Source organism: Enterobacter sp. 342, assembly GCF_036663495.1.
Taxonomy (GTDB): Bacteria; Pseudomonadota; Gammaproteobacteria; order Enterobacterales; family Enterobacteriaceae; genus Enterobacter.
The window spans coordinates 35,865-53,213 of the sequence record NZ_JAWUEI010000021.1 but is presented as its reverse complement, the minus strand read 5'-3'; the positions used below and the strand labels follow the sequence as shown (position 1 = coordinate 53,213).

At 56.9% G+C, this 17,349-nt stretch carries 9 protein-coding genes; 1 reads left to right on the top strand and 8 read right to left on the bottom strand.

Annotated features, from left to right (window positions below; all coding sequences use genetic code 11):
- Nucleotides 1-118 precede the first annotated feature (118 nt).
- The 7 genes from baeR to yegD form a co-directional block, all read right to left on the bottom strand.
- Nucleotides 119-841: a two-component system response regulator BaeR gene (gene baeR / locus V6E55_RS16735; protein ID WP_114977755.1), complete on the bottom strand. Its 723-nt coding sequence runs from the start codon at nt 839-841 to the stop codon at nt 119-121.
- On the bottom strand, nt 838-2,241 hold the full coding sequence (baeS, locus tag V6E55_RS16730; protein ID WP_316943420.1) for a two-component system sensor histidine kinase BaeS: 1,404 nt from the start codon (nt 2,239-2,241) through the stop codon (nt 838-840). The genes baeR and baeS overlap by 4 nt, the downstream gene beginning before the upstream one ends.
- Nucleotides 2,238-3,653 carry an MFS transporter gene (locus tag V6E55_RS16725; protein ID WP_316943419.1) on the bottom strand — a complete coding sequence of 472 codons (1,416 nt, stop codon included), beginning with the start codon at nt 3,651-3,653 and terminating at the stop codon, nt 2,238-2,240. The genes baeS and V6E55_RS16725 overlap by 4 nt, the downstream gene beginning before the upstream one ends.
- Nucleotides 3,654-6,731, bottom strand: coding sequence for a multidrug efflux RND transporter permease subunit MdtC (gene mdtC / locus V6E55_RS16720; protein ID WP_316943418.1), 3,078 nt, complete (start codon nt 6,729-6,731; stop codon nt 3,654-3,656).
- A complete protein-coding gene (locus V6E55_RS16715) occupies nt 6,732-9,854 on the bottom strand; it encodes an MdtB/MuxB family multidrug efflux RND transporter permease subunit (protein ID WP_316943417.1) in 3,123 nt (1,040 codons plus the stop codon).
- The gene (locus V6E55_RS16710; RefSeq protein WP_316943416.1) at nt 9,854-11,053 is read right to left on the bottom strand and encodes an MdtA/MuxA family multidrug efflux RND transporter periplasmic adaptor subunit; all 1,200 of its coding nucleotides are present in this window, start codon (nt 11,051-11,053) and stop codon (nt 9,854-9,856) included. The genes V6E55_RS16715 and V6E55_RS16710 overlap by 1 nt, the downstream gene beginning before the upstream one ends.
- Before the next feature lie 536 nt (nt 11,054-11,589).
- Entirely contained in the window at nt 11,590-12,942 is a 1,353-nt protein-coding gene (gene yegD / locus V6E55_RS16705) for a molecular chaperone (protein WP_114977761.1), read from the bottom strand.
- A 130-nt stretch (nt 12,943-13,072) separates the two neighbouring features.
- On the opposite strand from yegD, the gene alkA reads away from it, so the two are divergent.
- Nucleotides 13,073-13,945: a DNA-3-methyladenine glycosylase 2 gene (gene alkA / locus V6E55_RS16700; RefSeq protein WP_316943415.1), complete on the top strand. Its 873-nt coding sequence runs from the start codon at nt 13,073-13,075 to the stop codon at nt 13,943-13,945.
- Here the strand turns inward: alkA and V6E55_RS16695 are convergent.
- Complete coding sequence (locus V6E55_RS16695) at nt 13,910-17,239, bottom strand: diguanylate cyclase (RefSeq protein ID WP_316943414.1); 3,330 nt, start codon at nt 17,237-17,239, stop codon at nt 13,910-13,912. The genes alkA and V6E55_RS16695 overlap by 36 nt on opposite strands.
- Between the last annotated feature and the right edge of the window lie 110 nt (nt 17,240-17,349).

Genomic DNA, 17,349 nt, shown 5'->3' with positions numbered 1-17,349 from the left:
AAATTGAATTTATCAGTGCCGATGATAAATAAACGCATCGGTAAAGAGAGTATGGTTGATTATCGTGTGGATTCCAGAAATGAAAAACCCGCCGGTGGCGGGTCTGATAGCGAAAATGTCACGCAATCCTGCACGCATCCGCTTCCCATCTATACCCCACACCATACACCGCGCGAATAAATGACTGCTCGGCATCCAGCGCTTCCAGCTTACGGCGCAGGTTCTTGATATGGCTGTCGATGGTGCGGTCAGTCACCACGCGGTAATCGTCATACAGGCGGTTCAGCAACTGCTCCCGGGAGAAGACTTTCCCCGGCTCGTGGGAGAGGGTTTTCAGCAGGCGGAATTCAGCAGGAGTCAGGTCCAGCATCTTGTTGCGCCAACTTGCCTGAAAACGGCTTTCGTCGACAACCAGCGGACTTTCTGCGTCCAGCACCTGCAGTTCGCGATGTGGCTTGCAGCGGCGCAGAATGGTTTTCACGCGGGCGACGACTTCACGTGGACTGTAGGGTTTACAGATGTAATCATCTGCACCAATTTCGAGGCCCAGCAGGCGGTCAATCTCTTCAATTTTAGCGGTGACCATGACGATGGGCACGTCGGAGAAGCGACGAATTTCCCTGCACAGGGTCAGGCCGTCGGTACCGGGGAGCATCAGGTCCAGCAGGATCAGGTCCGGCGGCGTCTGACGTACGTACGGCAGCACCTGGTCGCCATGATTAATCAGCGACGGGGCATAGCTTGCCGCGCGTAAATAGTCGATCAGTAACTGCCCAAGTTTCGGCTCATCTTCCACAATCAAAATGCGTGGCGTGTTTTCGTCAATCGGTAACTCGGTCATGCTTCTCTCGATAAATCCCGTTCCAGAGGTAACTCTACTGTAATGCTAACCCCACCAAAAGGCGAATGGGCGGCGCGGATCGTGCCATTATGCGCCTCAACGATGTTAACGCAAATCGCCAGTCCCAGGCCGGAACCGCCGCTGGCACGGTTGCGGGAGCCTTCAGTACGGTAGAAACGTTCAAACAGTTTTTCCAGCTGTGTGTCCTGCACGCCGGGGGCGGAATCGGCAAAGGTCAGGGCAAAGTTCCCGTTTTCCTGTTTGCCGGAGATATGCAGCCCGCCACCGCAGTCGGTGTAGCGCAGGCTGTTTTCCAGCAGGTTGTTGAATAGCTGCATCAGCCGGTCTTTGTCACCAAACACCACCGCGCTGTCTGGCAAGGAGAGATCGATTTTCAGATTGCGGCTGGCAAAACGTTCCCGGAAAGCGCCGGTGGTGACTTCCAGGACGTTAATCACGTCGACGGGCGCTTTCTGGTAGGCCAGCGCCCCTTCATCTGACATAGAGAGCTGGTGGAGGTCATCCACCAGTTTGGTGAGCGTGCCCACTTCGGCCTGCAATGAGGCCACCGATTCAGGCGTGAACTGGCGTACACCGTCCTGAATGGCTTCCAGCTCGCCGCGCAGCACCGCCAGGGGGGTGCGCAGCTCGTGCGAAATGTCGGCCATAAAATCGCGGCGCATCTGCTGGTTTTTCTCCAGAGTACTGGCGAGCTGGTTAAAGTCCTGAGCCAGCTTACCCAGTTCATCCTGGCTGCGGGTATCTACGCGGGTCGTGAAATCCCCGGCGGCCAGCTTGTGCGTGCCCTCCACCAGCCGTTTCACCGGGGCGAGCAGGCCGCGTGCCATCGGGAAGGTAGCAAGCGCGGCGAGCAGAGTGGAGAAGGCGACAATCAGCCAGCTTGTCCGACGCTGTTGACGGTCAAAGTTAATATCGGTATTGCGCGTCAGGCGCTCTACCGGCGAGGCAATAACCCAGCCGACGGTCGCGTTATTCACTTTGATCGCACGACGGGTGCCGTCAGGCGGAATCGGCGCACGCGGGCCAACCAGCGTGCGCATTTCCTGATCGATTACCCAAAACTGAGTGCGCCAGCCGTGCGGCGGCATGCCTGGCCCTGGGCGATCGTCACCGGTGTCGTGCTCCAGCGAGCGCAGGATCTGGAAAATGAATCGGTCATTATTGCGCAGAAAACGCCAGTTGCCGTGCTGTGCGTACTGCTCGCCCAGCGCATCGCTTAACCCCTGCAAACGTTGCTCATTGCCATGCTTGATGTAATCAATAAATCCACGTTCAAAACTGACCCGCACAGCCCAGTGCATGCTGATCAGCAGGACAATACAGGTGGTAAATATCGCGACAAAGAGCTTACCGGTAATGCCCGGTCGCCAGAATTTCATGATTCACTCCTTTTACTGCGCCGGATAACGACATTCTTGCTGGTATCATCCGGCACTCTGGCGAAGATGAAAGCGGGCAGGGCGATGATGACCGCCAGGCTGAGATAAGTGTATAAAAAGACCTGATGCGCGACCGGGGTATCAACGCTGAGATGGTGTTGTCCGTACATACCGAGCAGTAAACCCGCCACGGTGACGCCCACGCTCATGGACAGTTGCATAACCATCGAAAGCAGGCTGTTGCCGCTACTCGCCAGATCGTCCGGCAGATCTTTCAGCGTCAGCGTGTTCATCGACGAGAAGCGCATGGAGTTGATAATCCCCTGGCAGAACAGCACCAGCGGCAGGACGTAGTACCAGCCCATCAGCGCCACGGCCATAAACAGCAGGCTGACCAGCGCCAGCCCCAGCGTGGCGGTCACCAGCACGTGACGATAACCAAAGCGGTTTACCACCTGCACCACGATGCGCTTCATTCCCATGCTACCCAGCACCATCGGGATCATCATTAAGCCCGCATGAAACGGTGAAAACCCCATCCCAATCTGCAAGAACACTGGGGTCATAAACGGCAACATACCGCTGCCGATGCGCCCGGCAAAGCTGCCGAACAGGCCCAGGCGATAGGTGGCGTTTTTAAACAGTGAGAGACTGAACAGTGCTTTATCGTTACCTCTGGCATGCCACAAATACCAGAGGATGGCCGTGAAACCGAGGGCAACCAGAATACCCAGCGTCAGGGACGAAATCCCCAGACCTTTTTGTCCGTCGAGTGCCAGCGTCAGCGTTGCCATTCCTCCTGCCAGCAGGATAAAACCAAAGAAATCGAAGCGTCGGGTTTGCATGGTGTAGTTGGGCATCAACGCCAGAGTGGCAATGGCACCGATGATGCCGACAGGAAGGTTGATTAAGAAGATCCAGTGCCAGGACGCGTATTCCACCAGCATACCGCCCAGCGCCGGGCCCAGCAGCGGCCCCACCTGACCGGGAAGGGTCACAAAGGTCATTGCCGCCATGTATTGCTCACGTGGAACAATCTTCATAACTGTTAGCCGCCCGACGGGCACCATCATCGCCCCGCCAACGCCCTGCAACACCCGCGCCATGATTAGCTGGTCGAGGGTGTTGGCCTGAGCGCAAAACAGCGAACCCGTGGTAAACAACACGATCGCGGTAAAGAAGATATTCCGCACGCCGACTTTGTCGGCCAGCCAACCGCTGGCAGGCAGCATCACCGCAACCGTCAGTACGTAGGAGACAATTACCATATGCATATGCAGCGGACTCTCCCCCAGACTTTTCGCCATCGAGGGGAGGGCGGTATTGACGATGGTCGTATCCAGCGACTGCATAAAGAAGCCGAAGGCGACTATCCATAATTGCCAGCGAACATTAGCGGGGAGGTCGGTCATTTATTCGATCACCGTGGTTCTGTTTTTCCGCGAAAAACGCAGTCGCAGACGGTCAAAGAAGAGATAGACCACCGGCGTGGTATACAGCGTCAGTAACTGGCTCATGACCAGCCCACCGACAATCGTGATCCCCAGCGGCTGGCGCAGCTCTGAACCGTCGCCACCCGAGATAACTAACGGCAGCGCGCCAAACAGCGCAGCCAGAGTGGTCATCATGATCGGACGAAAACGCAGCAGACAGGCCTGGAATATCGCCTCTTCTGGCGACAGATTGCCGTTACGCTGAGCATCCAGCGCGAAGTCCACCATCATAATGGCATTTTTCTTCACAATACCGATTAATAGCATGATCCCGATGAGCGCGATAAGGCTGAATGGCGCACCAAACAACTCCAGCGCCAGCAATGCCCCGACGCCCGCCGACGGCAGCGTCGAGAGGATCGTCAGCGGATGAACGTAACTCTCATACAGTATGCCAAGCACAATATAGACCGTGGCAATGGCGGCCAGGATCAAAATCACCTGCGAGTTCATTGTGTCCTGAAATACCTGCGCGGTTCCGGCAAAGCTACCGCGTACGGTAGACGGCACGCCAAGCTGCGTCATCGCGCGGTTGATCGCATCGCTGGCCTCGGAAAGTGATGAACCGGCTGGCAGGTTAAAGGAGATGGTCGATGCTGCCGACAGCCCTTGATGGTTCACCGACAGCGGCGCGTTGGCAGGCCGCCAGCTGGCGAAGTAGGAGAGCGGTATCGCCTTGCCGTCGCTGTTGATCACAAACATTTTGTCCAGGGCACTGATGTCCTGGGTGTAACGCGGATCAACTTCCATCACCACCTTATACTGGTTCATCGGCTGATAGATGGTGGAGATCTCGCGCTGACCGAAGGCATTGTTCAGCAGACTGTTGGCTGCTTCAACGTTAATACCCAGACGCGACATGGTCTCGCGATCGTAGGTCAGCGCCATTTCAGCACCGTTATCCTGCTGATCAGAGTTCACGTCCGCCAGCTCCGGCAGGGCGGCCAGCGCCTTGCGGATCTTCGGCTCCCACTCGCGCAGGGCCGCTAAATCATCAGAGAGCAGCGTGTACTGATAGCTGGCATTCGCCTGACGCCCGCCAACGCGGATATCCTGAACGGCCATCAAAAACAGATTGGCACCGGGCTCTTTAGCGAGTTTCACCCTAAGACGGTCAATCACCTGCTGGGCGGTTTCGTTGCGCTCGCCGCGCGGTTTCAGGGTAATAAACATCATCCCGCTGTTGACGCGTGACCCCCCCGTAAAGCCGGTCACGTTATCTACCGCTTTATCTTCCCGGATAATCTTCATAAAGTCCTGCAGCTTGCCGCGCATCGCCTGGAACGAAATGCTCTGGTCAGCCTGAATACCGCCCATCAGCACCCCGGTATCCTGCTCCGGGAAGAAGGTTTTCGGGATGGTGATGTACATCCAGACGTTGAGCACAATGGTTCCGATCAGCACCAGGCCGACAAGCCGGGTATGGTTCAGCACCCATTTCAGCGATTTGCCGTAGCGCTCCTGTATGGCCATCAGGATACGACCAAAGCCTTTACGGCGCGGCTGCGAGTGTGGTTTGCTGCGCTTGAGCATCCAGCCGCACATCATTGGCGTGAGCGTAAGGGAGATGATCAGCGAAATACCGATAGCGACGGAGAGGGTGACGGCAAACTCCCGCAGCAACCGGCCCGGCAACCCGCCCATCAGCAGCAGTGGCAGGAACACCGCCACCAGCGACAGGCTCATGGAGAGCACCGTAAAGCCCACTTCGCGCGTCCCCTGAAGCGCCGCCTGTAGCGGTTTAACACCTGCTTCCAGATGGCGGGATATGTTTTCCAGCACCACGATGGCGTCATCGACCACAAATCCTGTTGCGATGGTTAAGGCCATCAGCGACAGGTTGTTGAGGCTAAAGCCACACAGATACATGGCGGCAAAGGTACCAATCAGCGACACCGGAACGGCGACTGCCGGGATCAGCGTCGCGCGGCCTGAACGCAGGAACAGGAATACCACCAGGATCACCAGCGCAACGGAGATAACCAGCGTTTGCTCCACCTCTTCAAGCGAGGCGCGAATAGTCGGGGAGCGATCCTGGGCAATCTGCAAATCGATCTCAGCCGGGATCGTCTCCTGCAACACCGGAAGACGCGCGCGGATGCTGTTCACCGTCTCAATAATGTTGGCTTCCGGCAGCTTGCGGATCATCAGCAAAATCGCCGGTTTGGCGTTGGTCATCCCGGCGTTACGCACGTCCTGCACCGAGTCAATGACGCTGGCGACGTCGCTTAAACGCACCGCCGCGCCGTTGTTATAGTGGATGATTAGTGGTTGATATTCCGCCGCGGTTTTCAGCTCGTCGTTGGTGTGGATCTGCCAGCGGTGACTGTTGTCCTCAACCGCCCCCTGCGGTTTGCGCACATTGGCATTGCTGATAGCGGAGCGTACATCATCCAGTGACACGCCCTGATTAAACAGCGCCTGCGGGTTTAAGCCCACACGGACAGCGGGCAGGGAACTTCCGCCGACGCTCACGTCGCCGACGCCATTGATTTGTGAGATCGTCTGCGCCAGTTGGGTAGAGGCAAAGTCGTACAACTGCCCTTGCGAGTAGGTATCCGAGGTCAGTGTCAGGATCATGATCGGCGCATCGGACGGGTTAGCCTTGCGGTAGGTCGGGCGGCTCGGCATTCCGCTCGGGAGCAGGCTTTGCGCGGCGTTAATGGCGGCCTGCACGTCGCGTGCCGCACCGTTAATATCCCGATCGAAGCTGAACTCCAGAATGATACGCGTGCTGCCCAGCGAGCTGCTGGAGGTCATCTCGTTAATTCCGGCAATCCGCCCGAGCGAACGTTCCAGCGGCGTGGCGACCGACGAAGCCATCGTTTCCGGCGATGCGCCAGGCAGCGAGGCACTGACCATGATCACCGGGAAATCTACCTGCGGCAGGGGAGCCACCGGCAGCAGCCGGAAACCCAGTACGCCGCACAGGGTGATGGCGAGCGAGATTAAAATCGTCGCCACCGGGCGATAAATGAAGAGGGCGAAAAACTTCACTTACGCCTCCTCTTCACGTTTCGGGAAGCGGCTTTTGGTCCACAGCGCCAGGCGGTCAAACAGCAGGTAGATCACCGGCGTGGTGAAGAGGGTTAGCACCTGGCTCACCAGCAGACCACCCACCATCCCGATCCCCAGCGGACGACGCAATTCCGCGCCGACGCCGGTACTGAGCATCAGTGGTAGCGCACCCAGCAAGGCGGCCAATGTGGTCATCAGGATCGGACGAAAACGCAGCAGACAGGCCTGGAAAATCGCATCGCGCGGGTTCATCCCCTGCTCGCGCTCGGCAGCTAGGGCAAAGTCGATCATCATGATGGCGTTTTTCTTCACGATCCCGATAAGCAGGATGATGCCGATGATCGCAATCACATCCAGTTCGCTCCCCGCCAGCATCAATGCCAGCAGTGCCCCGACACCTGCCGTCGGCAGGGTAGAGAGGATGGTGATCGGATGGATAAAGCTTTCATACAGCACGCCGAGCACGATATACATTGCGACCACCGCCGCGACAATCAGCCAGATAGTGTTGCCGAGTGCCGCCTGGAATGCCAGCGTACTGCCCTGGAACTGGGTCTGAATATCGGACGGGAAGCTCAGCGTTTTCTCTGCGGCCAGAATCGCTTCCACGGCTTCGCCAAGAGAATAGTTATCCGGTACGTTGAAAGAAATGGTGGTGGACGGGAACTGATCCAGATGGTTAATCGACAGCGGGGTATAGCGCTCTTCCACGGTCGAGATGGCGCTTAACGGCACAATACCCCCGTCTTTGCTGGTCAGGCGTACCGAGTCCAGCCCCGCCAGGCCAGGTGTGTGCTCGGTGTTGTGCTCCAGCACCACGCGATACTGATTCGCCTGGGTGTAAATCGTGGAGATCAGTCGCTGCCCAAAGGCGTTATACAGCGCGTTATCAACGTCTGCCATGGTGATGCCCAGTCGGCTGGCGGTGTCACGATTCACATTCACATACGCTGCCAGACCTTTGTCCTGCCAGTCGCTGCTGACGTCAGAGAGCTGCGGCAGGGTTTTTAGCTTATCCACCAGCTGCGGCACCCAGGTGCTGAGAGCATCCAGTGTGGTGGCCTGTAGCGTGAACTGGTACTGGGTGCGGCTGACCTGGGTATCAATGGTCAAATCCTGAATCGGCTGCAGATAAAGTTCCACGCCAGGCACGCGCGCCACGGACTCTTGCAGACGTTCAATCACCGCGTTTACGCGATCGTCGCGCTGACCCAATGGCTTAAGGTTGATTTGCAGACGTGCGCTGTTCAGAGAGGGGTTGGTGCCATCCACGCCGACATAGGAGGTCAGGCTCTCCACCGCCGGATCTTTCATGATGATCTCAGACACCTGCTGCTGCCGCTGTGCCATGTTAGCGAAGGAGACCGACTGCGGTGCCTGAAGCGTGCCCTGAATAATGCCGTTGTCCTGAATCGGGAAAAAGCCCTTCGGAATAACGATCCACAACAGGACGCTGAGCGCCAGTGTACCGAGTGCCACGCCGAGCGTTGCCCACGGATGGTTGAGCACTTTCGCCAGCAGACGTCCGTACGCCGCGATAATGCGTTCGAATATGCGTTCGGAGGCGCGGGAGAAACGGTTTTGCTTGCGCAGGGACTCGTGGCTTAGCATGCGGGCGCACATCATCGGCGTCAGTGTCAGTGAAACAACCGCAGAAATCAAAATGGCGACTGCCAGGGTCACGGCAAACTCACGGAACAGACGTCCGACGATATCGCCCATAAACAGCAACGGGATCAACACCGCGATCAGCGAGAAGGTCAGCGAGATGATGGTAAAGCCGATCTCGCCCGCACCTTTCAGCGCGGCCGCCAGCGGTTTTTCGCCTTTCTCGATATAGCGCGAGATGTTCTCGATGACCACGATGGCGTCATCCACCACGAATCCGGTGGCGATGGTGAGCGCCATCAGCGTCAGGTTGTTGATCGAGAAATCGAGGAACACCATCACGGCAAACGTCCCCACCAGCGAGAGCGGGACGGCGACGGCGGGAATGATGGTTGCCGGAACGTTGCGCAGGAACAAATAGATAATCATCACCACCAGCGCAATCGCCAGCATCAGCTCAAACTGGGTGTCGGCGACCGACGCGCGAATATTCGTGGTGCGGTCAGAAAGCACTTTTACGCTGACCGATTTCGGCAGGCTTTCAATCAACTGTGGCAGCATAGTGCGAATGCTGTCGGCGGTTTCAATGATGTTTGCACCCGGCTGACGCTGGACGTTCATCACGATCGCCTGTTGTTTGTTTGCCCAGGCACCCAGCCAGCTGTTTTCCGCCCCTTGTTCGACTGTCGCGACATCGCCAAGACGCACCGGCGCACCGTTCTGGTAAGCAATAATCAACTGACGGTATTCATCGGCGGACTGCATCTGGTCGTTCGCGGAGAGCGTAACGGCACGGGTTGGGCCGTCCAGCGAGCCTTTTGCCGAGTTGACGTTAGCATTGCTGATGGCGCTGCGAATGGTTTCGCTGGTCAGCCCCAGTGCGGCAATCGCCTGGGCGTTGAGCTTCACACGCACCGCCGGGCGTTGCCCGCCTGCCAGTGTGACAAGGCCGACACCGGATACCTGAGAAATTTTCTGCGCCACGCGGGTTTCGACCATATCTTCCACCTGCGTCATCGGCATGGCGGAAGAGGTGACGGCAAGCGTCATGATCGGCGGATCCGCCGGGTTCACTTTGCTGTAGATCGGTGGATTAGGCAGGTCTGACGGCAGCAGGTTGGTGGCCGCGTTGATGGCGGCCTGTACCTCCTGTTCCGCGACATCCAGTGACAGCGTCAGCTGGAACTGGAGCGTCACGACGGATGCCCCGCCGGAACTCTGGGAGGACATCTGTTTCAGGCCAGACATCTGACCGAACTGGCGCTCCAGCGGTGCGGTAATGGCTGACGTCACCACGTCCGGGCTGGCGCCAGGATAAAGCGTCACCACCTGAATGGTTGGGTAATCCACCTCCGGGAGCGCCGAAACGGGCAGGAAGCGATAGCCGATAATCCCGGCCAGCAGGATTGCCACCATCAACAGCGTGGTAGCGACAGGACGTAAAATGAACAGGCGTGACGGCCCACCTGTAGAATCTGGAGGCATCACCTGCATCAGGCTTTCTCCCCCTGTTTCGCAGGTTCAACCACTTCCACTTTCGCCCCTTCGGTCAGACGGTCAATACCGTCCGTGACCACGCGGTCGCCCGCGGAAAGCCCGGCGCTGATGACCACCATCTGGCTGTCCTGAATCCCGGTTTTCACCAGATGCTTGCTGACTTTATTGTCGCTGTTCAGTACCCAGACAAAGTTCCCCTCATTACCCATCTGCAGTGCTGCTGATGGGATCACCACTGCGTTTTCTTCAGTCGCAACCAGCATCCGCGCATTGACGAACTGGTTCGGGAAGAGGGCGTCGTCCTGGTTATTAAACCGTGCTTTGAGCTTGATGGTGCCGGTGGTGGTGTCGATCTGGTTGTCCAGACTGAGCAGGGAACCTTCGCTGAGTTTCTGCTTGTTGGTACGATCCCATGCTTCCACTACCAACCCCTTTCCAGCTTTTTGCGCCTGCACCACCGTCGCAATTTCACTTTCCGGCAGGGTAAAGACTAAATCGATCGGATGGGTTTGGGTGATCACTACGATGCCCGTGGTGTCGCCACTTGAGATTTGGTTGCCGATATCGACCTGCTTCAGGCCGACGCGCCCGTCAATCGGCGAGGTGATGCGGCTCCAGTCCAGTTGCAGTTGTGCGCTGGCTACGGCGGCTTCATCGGCTTTAATCGTGCCCTGCGTTTCGCTGACCAGCGACTGCTGGGTATCCAGCTCCTGACGCGATACCAGGTTGGTTTTCACCAGTTGCTGGTAGCGTGCTAAATCGCGCCGGGCGTTGGCGAGCGTGGCGTTGTCTTTCGCGAGTTGTCCCTGAGCCTGGGCCAGCGCCACCTTGAACTGGCTCGGGTCGATTTCCGCCAACAGATCGCCTGCTTTGACCTGCTGACCTTCCTGGAAGTGAATGGCCATCAGTTGGCCATCGACACGGCTGCGTACTGTTACGGTGTTGGCGGCGGTAATCGTCCCAAGACCCGTAAGATAGCGCGGAACGGCTTTATTCACCGCCGTAGCCGCCTGTACAGGTGCCAGCGCACCGCCGCGCATACCGTGACGCCCTCCACCCGTTGGGCGTTGTGGCTGGCTGGTGGCACCCGCGGGGGCTGCGGAGTTTGCGGATTGACTGTGCCAGTACCAGGCGGCAAGGGCCACCACAATGATGCCAGCGGCGATTACCCAGCGGGATTTATTACGGCCTTTCATCGTTATACGTTCTCATCCTGAATACTTCGGGGAATGATACTAGTTTAGTCAGGCAACATAGCGGAAAAATGGAGGAAATATGGAAGACTGTCAGGAATGGTCTGAGAGTAGCGCCGCGGTTTTTTCCCTCTCCCGGCGGACTGAGGGATCCCCAGTAATTTTTTTCTGAAGCGATGAATGTTGTATCAGTAAAATGAAGGGCTTACAGCGACGCCCTGGTCCGGCTGTAAATCGCCGAAGCGTTTCCGTAAGGCCGGGGCGAGGCGCAGGGATGCGCCGAGAGGGCGTGGCCTGCAGGGATGCAGGCTCATGCCCGACCCGATAGCCTGAAGGAATAAGCTGAGGGTACCGCGAAGCGGCGATTTACCGCCGGGAGCCCGGGTCGCCAGGGCGGCGGCGATTGAGCCGCCATGGCACGTTCACAGGTGATGTCCTCACAGAGTAGCAAGATACGTAAAGTGAACGGAATAACCTCCACTGCCGTATGTTCCCCCTCACCCCAGTGGGAGAGCGCACCAGCCCGCACTGCAACAACACTAGCTAAACATCACCTGCGCCCAGCGCGCCAGACCGGCTGTAACGGAACCAAAGTCATCGCCACCCGCAATCGGAATGCCTGGCAGCTGTTCGGCCAGCGCTTTCTTAATCAGCGGTGAACGCGCGCTACCCCCGGTGAGGTAAATCACGTCAGGCTTCTCTTTACCGTTCTCCAGTGCCAACTGCACCTGCTCCAGAATACGCTGTAGCGGCTGAGCGAGCGCTGCCTCCAGCCCGTCCTGTGAAATCGCGGTGGCCAGATCGTCGCTGATAAACGGCAAGGAGACCGCATGCTCAGCGCGGTCGGAAAGGGCAATTTTGCTCTCTTCAGCAGTACGCACCACACGGTAGCTCAGGCGCTGGCGCCAAACTTTATACAGCAGGGCAACTTTATCTGCGTCCTGTGCATCGCGCACCAGGTCGTTCAGGAAACGGCCATTTGCGGTGCTGTAAAAATCACTCTGCGCCGGGACGTCGTTAATCGCGATAGCGTTCCACCATGGCAGGATTGGCAGAGCGATCCCTTTTTCAGTTTGTCCGCCCATGCCAAGCAGTGGCATCAGGCTCTTGAATGCCAGGGCAATATCGAGATCGTTACCGCCGATGCGGCAACCACTGTGCCCCAGCAAGCTGTTTTCGCGGTCACGACGGTTATGCCATTGTGGCCCCATCAGCAGCAACGAGCAGTCTGTCGTACCGCCGCCGATATCCACGACTAATACGCGTTTCTCTTCCGTCAGTGTGGCTTCAAAATCCAGCCCCGCCGCAACGGGCTCATACTGGAACACTACGTCACGGAAGCCAGCACGGTGCGCCGCACGTTCAAGGATACCCTGTGCCTGCTGGTTAGCGTCATCTCCCCCCAGTCCCTGGAAGTTGATCGGACGGCCAATCACCGCCTGGGTGATCGCTTCCGACACCTGGGTTTGCGCCTGATTGCGAATGTGCAGCATCATGGCGCAGACCAGATCTTCAAACATCGCCACCTGCTGTGGCTTCAGACCGCTGGCACCCAGGAAGGATTTTGGTGATTTAACGAAGTAAACCTCTTCGGGATCTTCGATGTACTGCCCGAGCGAAGAGAGGCCGAATTGCACGCTGGAAGGCGTAACGTCGATATCTTCCTCGCGGTTAAAACTGACCGCCCGGCGCAGCAGGGCCTGGGTCTCCGCCGCTGTGGCCGGAACCTGATGATGGCGGAACAGCCATTCGCTGACTGCTTCGCGGGTAGGTGCGCAGAGCATTGATGGTAGCAGCGTGCTCTCTTTTTCCATTTTCAGGAGCTGTGGCTGTCCGTCTTGCATAATTGCAACTGAGCAGTTCGCCGTACCGTAGTCAAATCCAATAAACACGAATAATCCCCATGCCAGTGAGAAGGGGCGAGACTTTAACGAAATGTCTGCATCGCGACAACAGGAATATGAAAGCAAGGCGAAACAAGGTCTTTCGGTTTATGCTGAGGGGAACAAAAAAGGAGCGACAATGTATACCCTGACCTGGCAACCCCCTTACGACTGGCAATGGATGTTTGGCTTTCTTGGCGCGCGTGCGGTAGAGGGCGTCGAGACCGTCACTGAACACTATTACGAGCGCAGTTTCGCCTGTGAGGGGCACCAGGGGATCTTTCGCGTCACACCGGATAGCCGGACTCACACGCTAAGGGTAACGTTGAGCCCCGGGTTAATCCCGGTTGCGCGAACCTGTCTTGAGCGTATCGGGCGTCTGTTCGATCTGGCCTGCGATCCGCATGAAATTCACAAGACACTTGGCGATCTCGGCGTTGCACGGCCTGGTTTACGTTTGCCGGGAGCAATGGATGCTTACGAACAGGGCGTGCGGGCCATTCTCGGGCAACTGGTCAGTGTGGCAATGGCGGCAAAACTGGCTTCACGCGTTGTCGCACTGTGCGGTGAACCGGTAAACGATTCGCCAGGCTATGTCTGCTTCCCCACACCACAAGCGCTGGCCGCAACGGACCCGCTGGCGCTGAAAGCGCTCGGGATGCCAGTCAAACGCGCTGAGTCGTTGATTCATCTGGCGCAATCGGTGATTGACGGCACATTTCCGCTGACGCCACCCGAGGACGTGGAGGCAGGTATGAAGGCGTTACAGCAGCGGCCTGGAATAGGGCGCTGGACGGCAAACTATCTGGCTCTGCGCGGCTGGCAGGCGAAGGATGTTTTTCTGCCGGATGATTATCTGATTAAGCAACGCTTCGCCGGGATGACGCCAGCGCAAATTCGTCGCTATGCTCAGCGCTGGCAGCCCTGGCGCTCTTACGCACTGCTGCACATCTGGTATACCGACGGCTGGGCGCCGTCAGTTGATAGCGAAATAACTGGTATTGAGAAGTAGATCCAGCGGCTGTGGCTCGGCAATCGTGTCACCATAAATAAAATCGAGCCCGATGCCAGAGAGTGTATCCATCATGATCGGCTGATTACAGGGACCTGCGATGGTTTTCATCCCCAGACGCTGGGCATGGCCCTGGATGATAGTCACCATCATCTCATCCATCAGATTGCCATAAACGTTGGTCACCACTTCCGCGTCCAGCATCAGATAGTCGGCCATATTCGCGCTCAGATGGGTAAAGACGTTCATGTCACGCCCCACCTGACTGAAGATCACACGGCAGCCCGCCTGACGAAGCTTTTGCAGCCCGCGTTGCAGGTTTTCATCCGGGTTGCACACCACATCGGCAGGGATGATCAGATGCAGAAGACGGCCCGGCAGTGGGCTTTTATCCAGCAGGTCGAGAAGTTCATCGACCAGCGTCATGCTAGCCAAACCGACCTCAGAAAGCGGCAGTGCGACCCCCATACCTTTACTCGCGACTTGTGCGGCAGAGGTACGGAAAAACTCACTAAAGATCCGTCTGTCGAGAGCGTGCAACAGCTCAGGTTCCGCCAGGCCAGATCGGAAGGCGTGTTCTTCCTGTACTTCGCCCTGGCTGGTCCACAGGCGTAACGAAATGAGCCAGAAGTTACAGCTTTCCGGTATGCGGGGCGAGGCGACACTGCGGGCTATCATCATCAGATGATTGTCTTTAATCATGTGCCACTGTTCATCCAGTGACATCATGCTGCGTGCGCTGTGATCCCGCTCCTGCTGAGGTTCGTAAACCGTGACTATGCCGCGCCCACTGTTTTTCGAGGCATAACAGGCGATATCAGCCTGCGACATGATCTCTGATGCCTGATGATTATTTTCATCAATCAACGTGATACCTGCGCTGGCGCCAATTCTGTGCAGGCGACCTTCCCACATAAAGTGATAGCCATTAATGGTATCGATCAGGCGACTGGCGATATAACGTGCGCTCTCTATGTTGCAGTCCGGTAACAGCAAACCGAATTCGTCCCCGCCCAGACGCGCCAGTACATCGCTGGAGCGGAGCATGGTCAACATTAATGAAGAGAGCTCCCGGAGCAGGGCATCACCTGCGGCATGGCCTGCCGTATCGTTGACCGCTTTGAAACGATCAAGATCGATAAAGACCAGCGCATGACGCTGGCGCGTTTCGCGAACGGTCTGCAAGAGCCGTTTGAGATGATTTTCGAAGCTGACCCGGTTTGCCAGGTGGGTCAGGGCATCGTGGGAAGCGCTGTAACTCAACTGACGCAGCATTTTGCGCGACTCAGTCACATCCTGAATCACGATAACCGAGCCAATGTTTTGTCCGTCCAGTGTGCTGAGCGGCGTAATGCTGTAATGAATATCAAAATAACCGCCGGTGCGGCAGTTCAGGACCACGTCCTGATCGATATCGGAACGGGACATATCACCGCTATGAATGTTCTCCATCAGCGGCCCTTTTTCACCAAAGGTAATATGCAGCACCCGCAGGATGGGCTGACCGATAGCTTCGGTCTGCAGCCAGCCGCTCATTTTCTCGGCAACCGGGTTCATGAAGGTGACATTCATGTTGATATCGGTGCACAGCACCGCTTCGCCGATGGAGTCGAGGGTTATGTGCAGACGCTCTTTTTCCTGGAACAGGGCCTCGTTGAGTTGCTTAACTTCGGTCATGTCCATGTTGATACCGAGCAGGCGTTCGACTTCGCCCTGCTTGTTCAGCACCCGGTTCGCCAGAGAGCGGATATGTCTCACGCCTTCCTTCACGCGGATGCGGAATTCAAGCTTAAACGGCAGACGGGAAATCAGGGAGTCCCGCAGCACCTTTTCTGCATGCGCGCGATCTTCAGGCAGCATCGTTTCGTGCCAGAGTTGCCAGGTGGGCTTGATGTGCGGCGGTATTTCATACAGCTCGAACATCCGCTTATCCCAGCTGATAATGTCAGGCTCCAGATCCCACTCCCAGATGCCGATACCCCCCGCTTCGTTGGCAAGCGTAATACGCTCCATCAGGCGTTTGTTGACCCATTCGGTCTGTTTCAGGTCGTTAATATCTTCGATCTGGGCGATAAAATAGAGGGGTGAACCGTCGGTATGGCGCACGACAGAGACAGCAAGAAGCGCCCAGACCACCTCTCCATTGCGCGTGTAATAGCGTTTCTCAAGGGTGTAGGTATTAATCTCACCGTTGACCAGTTGCTCCAGTTGTTCCAGGTCGGTATGTAAATCTTCCGGCCAGGTTAACTGCTGGAAGGTGAGCGACTGGAGTTCCGTCTGGCTGTAACCGAGAAAGTTGCACAGAGCCTTGTTAGCCTGAAGCCATTTGCCCTCAATGCTGACCAGCGCCATACCGATGGCGGAATACTCCATCGCGTTACGAAAACGCTCCTCGCTCTCGGTAATATGTTTGCGTTCTGCACGGAAAGCATACATCACCATAGTCATCACGTTGGCAGGCAGGAGCAGCATCAGGAACGGTAGCCACGGCGCATTCAACATGGCGTTAGTATGCTGAGTGGTCAGCGCCACAGGGTTACGGGCGATCATCAGGGAAACTACCATGACGGTGACCAGAAACACCATGAACGCTTCCATTCGCGGCAGGCGCACGGCACTCCACATGAGCAGAACGATAACGCAGGTAAAGGGCCACGGCAGCCAGGTGATCGCTGCCCAACTGAGGACTAACGTCACTGCCATGGTGGTCAGCGTTTCCAGCAGCAATTTCGGGTCACGATGTCGCAGCAGATAATGCGGTTTAAACAGCAACCCTAATGGCACCAGCGCCAGCGCACCAATGGCTTCAGACAAGACCCAGACGAGGAAATTACGCAGTGGTTCTGGAGTGGGGGCCAGAAAATAGACCAGAACACCACCCACCAGTGGTGGCACCAGCGCGCTGCCAATGGCCAGACGGATCCAGTCATTCAGATTTTGTAGCGGGTTATACCACGGGAGCAATTTGCGCAGTAATAACGCACCAATGACAGCCTCAATAACGTTGATTAAGGGGTAGATGAAGCTTGTCGCCCCCCACGAAAACAGCATCCATGAAGCCAGAATATTGCCAAACGAACAGGCCAGGGCTATCCCCGGCCACATTTTTCCGGCGTGGCGGTAAAACGCCACCATCATGATGGCGGTGGGAAACCAGAGCGGCGCCAGCAGAGTACCGAAGCGAGTAAGCTCCAGCGAAAATAAGGTAAAGATAAAGGTGACCAGGCCCAGACAGACAAGTCGTAATAAAGGATGTGGGGTGGTAACCAAAACCCGCTGGTATTGTTTATTCATTACCGCTTTATCCAGAGACGCCATGCCGTCAGGAAAGAAGTCCGGACGAGTGAATTTGATAATTTGGTTTATGCTAGTACAAACAATTTACAATTCATATGGTGACTGCT

Coding starts and splice junctions, on each gene's coding strand:
- V6E55_RS16695 (WP_316943414.1), bottom strand. CDS start 17,239: ATGAATAAACAATACCAGCGGGTTTTGGTTACCACCCCACATCCTTTA.
- V6E55_RS16715 (WP_316943417.1), bottom strand. CDS start 9,854: ATGCAGGTGATGCCTCCAGATTCTACAGGTGGGCCGTCACGCCTGTTC.
- baeR (WP_114977755.1), bottom strand. CDS start 841: ATGACCGAGTTACCGATTGACGAAAACACGCCACGCATTTTGATTGTG.
- alkA (WP_316943415.1), top strand. CDS start 13,073: ATGTATACCCTGACCTGGCAACCCCCTTACGACTGGCAATGGATGTTT.
- V6E55_RS16710 (WP_316943416.1), bottom strand. CDS start 11,053: ATGAAAGGCCGTAATAAATCCCGCTGGGTAATCGCCGCTGGCATCATT.
- baeS (WP_316943420.1), bottom strand. CDS start 2,241: ATGAAATTCTGGCGACCGGGCATTACCGGTAAGCTCTTTGTCGCGATA.
- V6E55_RS16725 (WP_316943419.1), bottom strand. CDS start 3,653: ATGACCGACCTCCCCGCTAATGTTCGCTGGCAATTATGGATAGTCGCC.